The following is a 10,990-nucleotide window of genomic DNA, read 5'->3' on the forward strand; positions in this document are numbered from 1 at the left end:
AAACGCGATGGAAAGCTGCTATCGCCCGATCTCTTGGCCCATGTTTCGCCGCTCGGATGGGAACACATCAATCTCACCGGAGAATATCGCTGGCCAAAGCCTTAGCGTAGGATTCCGCCCCCTCCCGCAAACGACCCCTATCTGTCGCGGTCGCGGTCTTTCGCCAGCCCGCGCGGGGGCAGGCTCTTAATCTCGCGCGGCCGGTCGGTGGCCGGTGCGCTCCAATCCTTGCGGGGGGCTGCTGCGCCCCAATCCTTACGCGGCGCGGGTTCGCTCGCCTTGCTGGCCTGCTGCGGGGCGGGCTTCTCCTGCGGCCTGTCCCAATCCTTGCGCGCGGCCGGTGCTGGTGCCTGCTGCCGCTCGGCCGGGGCGCTCCAATCCCTCGGCGGCTGCGGCGCCCTCGGCTGCTGATTGGTTGCCTGCCGCCAATCTTTCTTGGCCGGCGCGGGTGCCGGCGTCTCCTGCCGGCGTGGTGCCGGCGCGGGAACGTCCTGAACAATGCGCTGCGCGGGCCGTGGAACCTCGCCAGAAGGCGAGGGGGCAGGCGCGGGCCTCGCCACAAACTCGGGCGCTGTCGGCGCTCTGCGTGGCTCCTGCGGGCGAATACGGGCCTTGTCGAAATCGTGTTTCATGGCTTCCTGCTCCACGTTCGGCGCGGGCTTCTCCTGCGCCTGCTTCTCGATCTGCCGCGCGTCCAGCTTCACGGCGCGCGCCGGAACCTTCACGCGCCACGGCTCGACCTGTCGGGCCGTGATGCTGGCGGCGCGCTCGGTCGGCTGCTGCGCCTGCTGGCGCTCCACGGCCGCGCGGGCCTGTACGGTCGCCGCGTCGGGTCGTGCGGCCTGCTGCTCGATCTCCTGACGGTCGCGCGCGCGGCCGGTCGACTCCTTCGGCTTCCGGTAGCGATTGCGCCACTGTTCCGAACGGTCGGGCCTCTTGGGCGCGGCGGTCGGCTGTTGCGCCTGCTGGCGCTCTACGGCCGCGCGGGCCTGTAGCGCCGCGCGGGTCGGGGCCTCGCCCAAAATCGCCCGCTCACGAGCTGCGCCCTGTTTCGCCAGCTCGGCCTTGAGCTGGTTTTCCTGTGCGGTCTGTTTTGCCTGCACGGCGCGGCGTTCCTCGGCCTGCTGGTTCCGCAACGTGCCAACCGCCTCGGCCTTCCGCTGCTCGATGCTGCCAAGCGTGGCCGATAGGCGCGCGGCCTGCTGCTGGTCGCGCTTCTCCGCGCCCGTCACCTTGCGCAATAGACCGCGCCAGCCGGTCGTTTGGCTGCGGGCCTGCACCGCTGCAAGCTCCGCGCTCATGGTGCGCTGTGCCGCGCCATACTGCTTTTCGAGCGCGGCGGCTTGTATGAGGGCCTGCCGGTGGTGGCGGCGCTCAAGGTCGATCAGGTCAAGGCGCTGCGCGTCCTGCAACGCATGAACGCGCAAAGCGCTTTGCTCGGCATGTTGGCGGCGGTGGCGCTCGATCGCCAGATTGATAACCGCCTCCCGCCTGTGCTGCTCGGCGCGGTTCTGGTTCGCTGCATCCTTGGCGCGGTTCTCGTCGCCAATGCGCGAACGCTCGCCGCGCTGCTCCATGCCATGCGCTGACGGGCCTAGATGGGCCTGCGGCTCGCGGTCGAAGCCCTGCGCCTCAAGGCTGCGGTGATCGACGCGGGCGGCGTGGCCCTCGCGCTCAAGGATGCGGTTTTGCTGGCTGGCCCATTCCTCGCGCCACGTCTGCAAAAGCTCCTTATCGTTCCAGCTTCGGGCGGTCGGGGTCGCCTTGCTGGAATGAAAGCCGCCCGCCGTAAGCTCGCGCATGGTCAGCATGACGTGGGCGTGGTGGTTGCGGTCGTCGCTGTCATGGTCGGGGCGATGGATGGCAATATCCGCGATCATGCCGCGGGCGACAAATTGCGAATTGACGAAGCCGCGGACAAGCTCGATCCGCTGCGCCTCGGTCAATTCGTGCGGCAACGAAAGCTGGATTTCGCGGGCAAGCTGGCTGTTGGTGCGCGTCTCGATCTTCTCGACCGCGTTCCAAAGCTGCGCACGGTCGCGCATCCAGTCGGGGGCGTTGTCGGGTGCCATGATTTCAGCAAGCGCGACTCCGCGCTTCCGGCTGAAATCATGCACAAGGCCGGTGCGATCATCGGTCAGGGCCTGCCCCGCGCGGTACGCTGCCGCCGCAACGGCGCTGCGACCGCTGGCCCGTCCGATGATCTGCGAGGCAAAGCGATATTGCGCCATGCGTCACGCTCCCGCGCCAAGGGCAAAAGGCCGTCCCGCCAATTGAGGGACAAGCCCCGCCACGGCTTTAGAGTGGCAATTCCCCATCGGTCGATGGGGAAAAGGGGTGTCGGGGTTTCCCTGACCGCACACAAACGAAGTTTGTATAAGTGCGCCCTTTGGTAATCCGCTGCCGCCCGCTCCGCCGTTTCCTGTATCGCACAATCGCATATTTTCATAATATTGCAACCTCCGTTAATTTTGTGTTATGGTGGAAGTGTTGAGGGGTAGTGCCATGGCAAGACAAAGACAAACGCCAGAACAGAAGTTAGCCGCATTGCAGGCTAAGCAGGCGCAGATTAATGAGCGCATCCGGCAGGAGTCGGCCAAGGTCAAAGCGCAAGAGCGCAAACAGGACACGCGCCGGAAAATTCTGGCGGGGGCTGTCGCGCTTGAACACGCAAAATATGATGCCGCGTTTGCTGCGGCCCTCGATCAGCAAATTGCAAAGAACGTGACGCGCGCAGATGATCGCGCGTTGTTCAATCTCCCGCCGCTAAACGGCAACGACTGAAAAGGCGCAAGACCTTGATAGCATCAACCTAACTCGCGCGGCTCTGACCGTAGCGGGCAAATCGGGATTCCAGCTATGGCCTATAAATTCGACAACCCCGCTCCCTATCGTTTTCACGAAGGCGCGCTCTTTCTCGGCCTCGATCAGCACGGCCAAGAAATCGGCTATGAAACTGAAATTCACGCGCTGACGGTCGGCGGCTCCGGGACAGGCAAAGGCGCGGGCCTGCTCGTCCAGAATGCCCGCCGCTGGCCGCATAATCTGCTGGTGATCGACCCCAAAGGCGAAAACGCCACGCTTGCATGGCAGGCGCGGGAAGCCCTCGGCCAAGAGGTCGCCGTGATCGACCCTTTCGAGCAAATCCCGCGCGGACAAATTCCTGACCGACTGCGGGTTGCAATCAACCCGCTTGCCGATATTGACCCCGCCAGCCCGCGCGCTCGCGCGGCGCTGCTGTCCATCGGCTCCGGCCTCGTCGTATCGCATAACGCTGACCACATGGAATGGACGGAAGGCGCGCGTTCGATCCTGTCGGGCCTGTGTGCCTATGTCGTGGCAAACGCTCCACCGGCCGCGCGCACCTTTGCCACGGTGCGGGAAATTCTCATGCAGGATGAACAAGCGCTGTATGAGGACGCGCAGCGCATGGCGGATGATGCCCGCCTCGGCGGGCTTATCCGTAGCGCTGGCCGGATGATCTGCACCGCCCTGACCACGGAAAAGGCGATAGAACGCCAGTTCCTCGGCCTCGCGCAGCGCTCGACACAATGGCTCGACGATGACGCTATAGCGGCCGCGCTCGGCCATTCGGATTTTCGGCTTTCTGACCTGAAAACGGGCAAGGCGTCCCTGTTCCTCGTCCTGCCGCCTGACTATATCGCCAATTATTCGGCCTTCCTGCGCCTGTTCGTGAAATCGGCGCTGCATGAAATGGGCAAGCCGGTCGAAGGCGGGCGGCGCTGCCTGTTCCTGCTCGATGAGTTCTTTTCGCTCGGCAAGCTGGAAGAGGTCGCGGAAGCCTCTGGCCGTATGCGCTCCATGGGCGTCACGCTCTGGCCGTTCGTGCAGGGCCTCGGCCAGCTAAATGACCTGTACGGCCAAGAAGGCGCGCAAACTTTCCTGACTAACGCGGCGGTGCATTGCTTCCTCGGCAACGATAAGGACGGCTCCACCCTGCGCTATATCAGCGGCGCAATCGGCAACCTGACGCCGGAAGAAATCGCGGAAGGGCCACCGCAACACCGCGCCGTGATCGAACATGACGCATGGGCAGCTCGTGACAACGCGCAGGCGGTAGCCGATCATAACTATGCCATGCAGCGCGCCGGAAAACCCCGCCTGACGCCGGATGAAATCGCAGCGCTCATAGGCAAAGATGAGGCGGCGGGCGATACGGTGGCCCGCTCCATGATCGTCTTTCTACCGCGTGGCAAGGTTCTGCAATTGCGGCTCGCGCCGTACTTCATGCAGAACCGCGCAGCGCAACCTTGGACAGAGGCCGCGCCTGTAAAACCCTCGCCAACGGTGCAGGGCAGTGCAGATAACGGCTCGGATGGGCTGGAAGGTCTGCAATATGCATGGGCGCTCGCCGCCGTTGGCTTCGGCCTGCTTATCCTCGCCGCCTCAGCCCGAGAGGGCGTTTTCGCCGCGCTTCTGTTGAGCGCCCCTGTCTTTATGTCACAGGCCCTCGCCCTGCTGTGGCGTGTCGCCAAAAACTCCCGCTCCCTTCATCCAATGGGGATGCTTGCGGGCGGGTTCATCGGGTACAGCGGTATAATCTGGTTTTTCGCGCCCCTCCGCGACATAGGCCCGTCGAGTTTTTGGCAAGTGCTTCTTGCCGTTGCCATCTGTGCCATTGCCGCCCTGATCGTGGGACTAATCGGCGGCAAGATAGGCCGCGCCATAGCGTAGAAAAAGCCCCCTAACGGGGGCTTTTCGTTATTTCCAGCTTAGTTGACCGTAGATCAAATCGGCTCGCTTCTGTATTTCCTCAAGAGAGGGGAACACAGCAGCGATATTTTCCGGTTCGTCCATAAAGTTGCTTAGCAACGGGTGGACTTGTGAATTAAAATTTTCGTGTAATTCCATAGCCCCATTATTAGCGAAGTCTTCGCCACAATGTCAAAGTTTTCCGGTTGCGCCTGTTTCGGCTCTGCATCGGCAGGCCGGATTCCCTCGATCCGGTCGGGCCGGAAGCCTGACCACGACCGCGAACCGGCCTGCACGATAGGCGCGGCCGTGTAGCCGTGCGCAGCGGCTAGGGCCTGCGCGGCTGGTTCGTCGGCGCTGCGTTCCTCGAACGCCAGCCCCCGCCGCTGTAGCGCCCTTTTGGTGGCGATACAGGGCGAGCAATTCGGGCGGGTGTAAACGATGATCTGCACTAGAACGGGATTTCCTCGCCTGCGCCGGTCGAGAAGTCGGCCGCCGCGTCGGGTGCGGCGCTGCTGCCGGTGTCCCGCTGCTGGCGGGGCAGGATCAGGAACCCGCCGCTAAGGCTGACATTCGGGGCCAGCTTCACGCTAAGCCCCTCCCCGCTCTTGGTCGGGAAGGCAACGCCAACTTGAAAATAGCTGGTTCGTGCCACCCTGTCCGCGCCGACATATTCCTCCGGCACCATGACGTTATAAATCTGTTTCCGCTCGCTCATAGTGTTCTATCCTTTCTTCAAGCTCTATTTCGTCGGCAATCTCCGATGCTGGCGCTTTGGCAAGGATCGCGCGGATTTCCGCGCGGGCCTTCCGCCGCTGCACTGGGTAAATTTCAGGAATCCAATCGGCGCGCGTGAGCATGTCCCAAATCAAACGGCCTTGAATAAATCCGGCATCGAAGTCGTATTTTTTCAAAAGCCGCATGGCTTGGGGCTGGTTGGCAAATTTATAGACCTTCTTCCGCTGCTCGCGCGGCACAAGCCCCATAAATCTTTTTGCTCTGTAGATTATCGGTTCATGGCGAACCGGAATTTCTATCCAAATCATGCCTTTTTGTTTCCCTGAACCAAATACTATCAGGAAATCGGCAAGATTTATTTAAGAGGTTATGGAATCCGGCCCTTGGCCGGATGATCTATGCTTTGAAGGCTGGGGCGCTGCCCCTCGCGCGCGTCAAGGGTAAAGGCTTCGCCCGCAATCCTCGCCATGCTCGGCCGCTGCGCGGCCTGCGCGTGGCTCCGGTTGCGCCCTTGACACTTGCCCCCCGCGTTCGCCACGTGGCAGGGGTGCAGGACGCTTTGCGCCTGCACCCGCTGCACCATTTGGGCGCTTGAACGGTCGGGCCGGTGCTGGTTGAGAGCGCGCCAGGACGAAGTGAAACGAAGTCCTAGCCGGGCGCTCGTGGGGGATTGTGCCACCTTTCCAGCCTCAAGGGCCTGAAAACAGCAATTTGACGGGGCCGAAAGGCTCGATCACAGCGGAAAATCCGCCTGCTGCGGGCCTGCCGGTCGATGCTCGATCCCGCCGCCTGCTTTCCTCGGAAAGCAATTTGCTCGATCTCTCGGCCCGCGCTGTCGCCGGTCGTCGCTCTCTGAAAATTCCGCTGTTCCCTGTTCGATTCCCGCCGAAGGCGAGAAGCGAACCCGCGCGAAGCGCGGCCTTGATGTTCCCCGTCCCGATACCTCACGCGCACCGGCACGCGCAGCGGCAGGCAAGGGCGAGCGAATCCGCGCAGCGGATCTGCGAGGGAGCGGAGCCACGCGCAGACCAGGGCGAGCGAAGCCGCCCTAGTCGAGCATGGCGAGCACCCGCCCCTTGCCAGAGCGAGCATGTCGGTAAGCTGGCGGTCGGGATGGAAGAAAAAAGACGTGCGGGGGCGTTCGCGAAGCGAACACGAAAGCCCCCGCTCCGCTGATTTAACGGGCGTAAGCCCGTTTCCGCATAAGATATAAAACTAGATTAGGGATTCAGTCTGCGTTGAAGACTCACGTTCTTTGCGCGCTGCGCGGGCCTGTGCCATGCGGATCAACGCCGCGCCGACTCCATCGTCGGGGTCAACGTCAAGCATGGTTCTTTCAAGCTCCGTAAGCCCCGCGCGGTGCGCCTCGATCTCGGCCGCCTGCTGCTCCTGCCGGTGGCTGTGATCGTCGGGAACCGGCGCGGGCTGGAAATACCGGCCAAGCATGACCCTTGCCCGCTGCGGCAAGGTGAGCCGGTAGGCGTTGCTGGTCTGCTGCACCTGTGGCCCCCGCGCGCCCTGCCCGCCGGTCGGCACATAGCGGCGCAGCCAGTCAAGGAAACCGTGATCGCGTAGCGCCTTCAGCGCCGCCACGATGGCCCCGCGCGAGCGTTGCAGCCTGTCCATGAGGTAATCAATGGACGGGTCTAGCCTGCCGGTGCGGAAATCGACCACGTTTTGAAACAGGCGCAAAATCTCGATGGCAACCGCGCCTAGCGCCCCGTTGCGATGCCCTTTCCCGCGCCCTGCGCGCTTCGTGGCAAGCTCCAGCTTCTCGGCGGCTAGAATGACCGCCTCAACCTCTTTGCGCGTCACAGGACGCCAGAAACCCGTTTCGCGGCCTACGGCGCGCGAATTGCGCCGCACGGGCTGATAAGTCCGGCGCTCGGCGCGGGTGGGTTGGCCCGCAATATCCCCAATAGCTGAAAACATGATGCTCCTTCGGTTCGGTTGAACCGCCGAAGGGCTGGCCGCTCACGGCGCGCGCAAAGCCTGAAAAAAGGCAAAGCTCCGCCGTGGCAAGAATCCTCTTGCAATCTCGCGGCGTTTCGGGGAAAATCACAGTCACCACAACATGCGATTTCCCCCGGCTCGCCGGTTATCAGAAGCCCGCCCTTGGCGGGTTTTTGTGTTTCTAGGCTTTCGCCCTCCTTGTAAGTCCCGCCAGAATCGGCGGAATTTGTGCGGCTATGGTGCCAGAGTCGGCCTCAATCGCCAAAACTGAAAAATCCCCACATGTAGGCTTGTTGACATGCCGACATGCAGGACTAGCGCAACTCGATCCGCTGCGCCGTGAAAAGCATGTCGAGCGCGCCTCGCAAAAGCTCCTCCTGCGATTTGCCGGTTTCCGCCGAAAGCATTTTCAGGGTGCGCTTGTACTGCGGCGGCAAATGTCCGCCCACAAGCTGCTTGCCCTGCCGTGAGGGTGCATAATAGCGGCCCGCTGGCTTCGCCTGCGCCGGTTCCGAAACCGGCGTAGGCTTGTTGCCCGCCGAAATGCTATCAAGCGCGCCGAGAAACTGCTTGCTTTGCTTTGCCATTTTTCTGCACTCCAAATAAATGCCTACATGTGAACATGTAGAGTTGTTTAATTTCAGCGGCGGCTTTCCCGTCCGGCTCAAACTCCTGCGCTGTAAGCCCTGCGGCCATTGCCCGCGAATAGGCTTTGCGTTGATGAATCCGCACCGGCACAAGCTCCGCGCTCATGCTGCCGGTTATCCATTTTTCTGTTTCCTCGATCTCCGGCCCCGAAATCGGGCAAGCCGACAGGACAACATGCGCGGCCTTGCCCTGCTGCTGCACGGTGCGGATTGTTTCGGCGGTCGCGTGAAGGTCGATCACTTCGGGGCGCGTCGGTATCAGCACCATATCCGCAAAGCGGATGGCCTCGGCGGCAATGTCGCGCTGCTGCGGCGGGCAGTCGATCACGATTAGGCCGGTGGCTTTGCCCGCGCCGTTCATTTTCTCAAGGTCGAAACGCAGCCGGTTCCAATTCACGGCCCGAACGGGCGGCGCTTCAATGCCGCCGTTATTAGCTCCGCGCCGGTCGCCCCAAAAGCAGGCGCTCGCCTGCGGGTCGAGGTCGAACAAGGCGACTTCTCGGCCCTCCTGCTGCGCGGCCACGGCAAGCGCCGTTGCGAGGGTGGTTTTACCAGCCCCGCCTTTTTGCGATATGACAGCGAGAATCTTCATAGTGTTAACATGTAGGAATGTAAGGGTTAACGAAGCGTTACGCGCACCCGACATGTTAACATGCAGGAATGCAAACAGGGTGAGGGGATTCGCGGAATCCGTCAAGTAACGGCGTGTGCTGCACCGCACCATAAACCCCTAGCAATATTGATAGGGGTAAATAGAAAACGCCTGCCATGGTAGGCAGGCGCTCAAAGACTTTGCGAGTATTTCGGAACGTCTATAAAAACAGTTCCATAATTGAAAATTATGCGACTCGAACCAGCAAACGACAATCTGCCGCCGCTTATCCGCGCCGCCCTCGATGCGCTCGCCCGCTGGGACGTGATCGACGGCGGGGGACGCGCGCCAGGGCGAGGGGAACCCGAAGCCCTAGCCGCGCGATCTGGGGTCGTTTGCGGGAGAGGGCGAAATCCTACGCTAAGGCTTTGGCCAACGATATTCTCCGGTAAGATTGATGTGTTCCCAGGGGATAGGAGAAGTCGCTTGATATCTAGTATGACGTCTGTCGCACCTGCTTGATCGCGGCCGCGATAGCTAGATCGCGTTGCTCCTCTTCTCCATCCGCGTTCCAAGCTGCGGAAAGGCACCCATAAGCGTACGCCTGGTCGAGCAGGCGACGCGGATCGACGTCCAGCGCACGAGAGAATGCGTCCGCCATCTGTGCAATGCGTCTAGGATCGAGACAAAGGTCGTCTCTGTCAGCCGGATCGTAGAACATATTGGCGGCGCCAAAGCCCACTTCACCGACCAGACCGACGGGATCTATCACCAGCCAGCCGCGACTGGAGAACATGATGTTTTCATGATGCAGATCGCCATGTAGCCCACGCAGTTCCGAGGCATTGCTCATCATTTGATCGGCTATAATCGCCGCGTGGACGTAGTCAGTTTGACAACCTGCGTTTTGATCATCGCGCGCCCGCTGAAACAAAGCTGCAAAGCGATCCCGGATCGGGAGAAGGGCAGAAGGCAGGGGTTCCTCAGATGCGGCATACAGCTTCGCCATTAGTTCCGCTGCAATTTCGGTCGCCTGGTAGTCGCCGTGCTCGGCAACGATGTGAGAGAGCATTCGCTCCCCGGCATATTCGAGCAACATCAGATTGTTCTCACGACCGAGCAACCGGACTGCTCCCCTCCCATTGCGCCATACCAGATAGTCGGCCCCGCGCAGTTCATCAGCAATGTCTTCTATAGGTTTCAATCCCTTGACGATTGCAGGAGTCCCGTCTGGCAATGAAACTTTCCAAACGAGGCTGGAAAAGGTGTCCGCAATGAGAACAGGTTGCGAAACGTGCCAATGAGCAGGAAAAACAGGCGGCATGAACATCAACCCCAAGTCAGAGGGTCCAATCGCAGATAGAAGGCAAGGCGTTCGCGGTCGGGGGCTTCGATCCCCAATACATTGAATAGGACAGCGAAGGCGCGCTCTGCTTCATCTGGCGCTGCCCAGTTCTCTTCGGCGTTAGCAATCATGAGTGCCAAATCGGCATAGCGATCTGCTGTTCCGAGCCGCCCAAGGTCGATCAGACCCGTGCATTGAAGAGTTTTAGGGTCCACCATGAAGTTCGGCATGCAGGGATCACCATGGCAAACAACCATATCGGTGCGCTCTTGGTCGAGCCGCACCGGTAGCTCTCGTTCGACACGAGCCAAAAGATCGAGCTGCGGCGTACTCTTGTCCTCGTCCGGTAAGAAGTCGGGATTGACGGCATTGCGGGACACCACATCAACGGCGCGTCCGAACATTCGCGACAGCCTGCGCTCAAACGGACATTGATCAACCGATAGGCTGTGAACAGCGCCAAGTTGCTGCCCCATTGACGGCCACGCTTTGAGCAAATCCGCTCCAGACAGATCAGCCGCCGGTACTCCCGGAATTGCCGTTATCACCAAGCATGCACCCTCCTGTTCCTCCTGCCAGTTGATCACCTCGGGGCAAGCCACACCTCGACCTTTGAGCCAAATGAGGCGGTCACGCTCTCCAGCGAGCTCACCGCGGCGGGAAGCAGGTGCGATTTTCGCGAAGGCATGCCCGTCACCACGTCGAAAAACAAAATCACCAGATTCTCCGCCTCTGACAGGCAACCAGTCAGAATGCGATTCACCAAAAAAAATATTAGTTCGATTCAATGGAGGTTCCTTCAGTTTTCTGATGAAGCGCGGAGGTGGCTCAACCTGCGAAAAGAAACGAGTTGCTACGTAAGTCCGAGAACATGCTTTCCATGGTCTCTGAGCTCGCCTTTGGGACCGACATATCGGTAGAGAGTGACGCGCTCGATGCCGAGTTCCTTGCAGAGATCGGAAACTGAAGTATCGCGCTGGGCCCAGCGCGATACTTCAGTTT

The 10,990-nt window shown here is 61.1% G+C and carries 12 protein-coding genes; 3 read left to right on the forward strand and 9 right to left on the reverse strand.

Translation table 11 applies throughout. The annotated features are described in order from the left end of the window. On the forward strand, nt 1-105 hold a 105-nt coding region (locus C7450_RS35295; RefSeq protein ID WP_146227607.1), incomplete at its 5' end, for a Tn3 family transposase. A gap of 32 nt (nt 106-137) precedes the next feature. On the opposite strand, the gene mobQ is transcribed toward C7450_RS35295, so the two are convergent. Continuing rightward, the gene (gene mobQ / locus C7450_RS33140; protein WP_110378672.1) at nt 138-2,231 is read right to left on the reverse strand and encodes a MobQ family relaxase; all 2,094 of its coding nucleotides are present in this window, start codon (nt 2,229-2,231) and stop codon (nt 138-140) included. Nucleotides 2,232-2,505: 274 nt separating this feature from the next. Between mobQ and C7450_RS33145 the strand changes: the two genes are divergently transcribed. Together C7450_RS33145 and C7450_RS33150 are read left to right on the forward strand one after the other, a co-directional pair. Further along, nucleotides 2,506-2,784 carry a mobilization protein gene (locus tag C7450_RS33145; protein ID WP_146227627.1) on the forward strand — a complete coding sequence of 93 codons (279 nt, stop codon included), beginning with the start codon at nt 2,506-2,508 and terminating at the stop codon, nt 2,782-2,784. Nucleotides 2,785-2,859: 75 nt separating this feature from the next. Next, nucleotides 2,860-4,695, forward strand: a complete 1,836-nt coding sequence (locus C7450_RS33150) for a type IV secretory system conjugative DNA transfer family protein (protein ID WP_110378674.1) — start codon at nt 2,860-2,862, stop codon at nt 4,693-4,695. 131 nt (nt 4,696-4,826) lie between these two features. Here the strand turns inward: C7450_RS33150 and C7450_RS33155 are convergent, their stop codons facing one another. The 8 genes from C7450_RS33155 to aph(3'')-Ib all read right to left on the reverse strand — a co-directional run bounded on the left by C7450_RS33155 (nt 4,827) and on the right by aph(3'')-Ib (nt 10,776). Then, complete coding sequence (locus C7450_RS33155) at nt 4,827-5,165, reverse strand: glutaredoxin domain-containing protein (protein WP_110378675.1); 339 nt, start codon at nt 5,163-5,165, stop codon at nt 4,827-4,829. After that, nucleotides 5,165-5,431, reverse strand: coding sequence for a hypothetical protein (locus tag C7450_RS33160; RefSeq protein ID WP_110378676.1), 267 nt, complete (start codon nt 5,429-5,431; stop codon nt 5,165-5,167). Before C7450_RS33160 ends, C7450_RS33155 begins: the two co-directional genes overlap by 1 nt. Continuing rightward, a complete protein-coding gene (locus C7450_RS33815) occupies nt 5,406-5,759 on the reverse strand; it encodes a hypothetical protein (protein WP_146227628.1) in 354 nt (117 codons plus the stop codon). The genes C7450_RS33160 and C7450_RS33815 overlap by 26 nt, the downstream gene beginning before the upstream one ends. Before the next feature lie 907 nt (nt 5,760-6,666). Then, on the reverse strand, nt 6,667-7,383 hold the full coding sequence (locus tag C7450_RS33175; protein WP_245450313.1) for a helix-turn-helix domain-containing protein: 717 nt from the start codon (nt 7,381-7,383) through the stop codon (nt 6,667-6,669). A 335-nt stretch (nt 7,384-7,718) separates the two neighbouring features. After that, nucleotides 7,719-7,991 carry a ribbon-helix-helix domain-containing protein gene (locus C7450_RS33180; RefSeq protein WP_050746808.1) on the reverse strand — a complete coding sequence of 91 codons (273 nt, stop codon included), beginning with the start codon at nt 7,989-7,991 and terminating at the stop codon, nt 7,719-7,721. Next, entirely contained in the window at nt 7,954-8,643 is a 690-nt protein-coding gene (locus C7450_RS33185) for an AAA family ATPase (protein WP_110378681.1), read from the reverse strand. The genes C7450_RS33180 and C7450_RS33185 overlap by 38 nt, the downstream gene beginning before the upstream one ends. Nucleotides 8,644-9,136: 493 nt before the next feature. Next, entirely contained in the window at nt 9,137-9,973 is an 837-nt protein-coding gene (locus tag C7450_RS33195) for an aminoglycoside O-phosphotransferase APH(6)-Id (protein ID WP_000480968.1), read from the reverse strand. Further along, nucleotides 9,973-10,776 (reverse strand): aminoglycoside O-phosphotransferase APH(3'')-Ib, encoded by an 804-nt coding sequence (aph(3'')-Ib, locus tag C7450_RS33200; protein WP_001082319.1) that lies wholly within the window; start codon nt 10,774-10,776, stop codon nt 9,973-9,975. Before aph(3'')-Ib ends, C7450_RS33195 begins: the two co-directional genes overlap by 1 nt. Nucleotides 10,777-10,990 lie beyond the last annotated feature (214 nt).

It is taken from the genome of Chelatococcus asaccharovorans, assembly GCF_003201475.1.
GTDB classification, from domain to species: Bacteria; Pseudomonadota; Alphaproteobacteria; order Rhizobiales; family Beijerinckiaceae; genus Chelatococcus; species Chelatococcus asaccharovorans.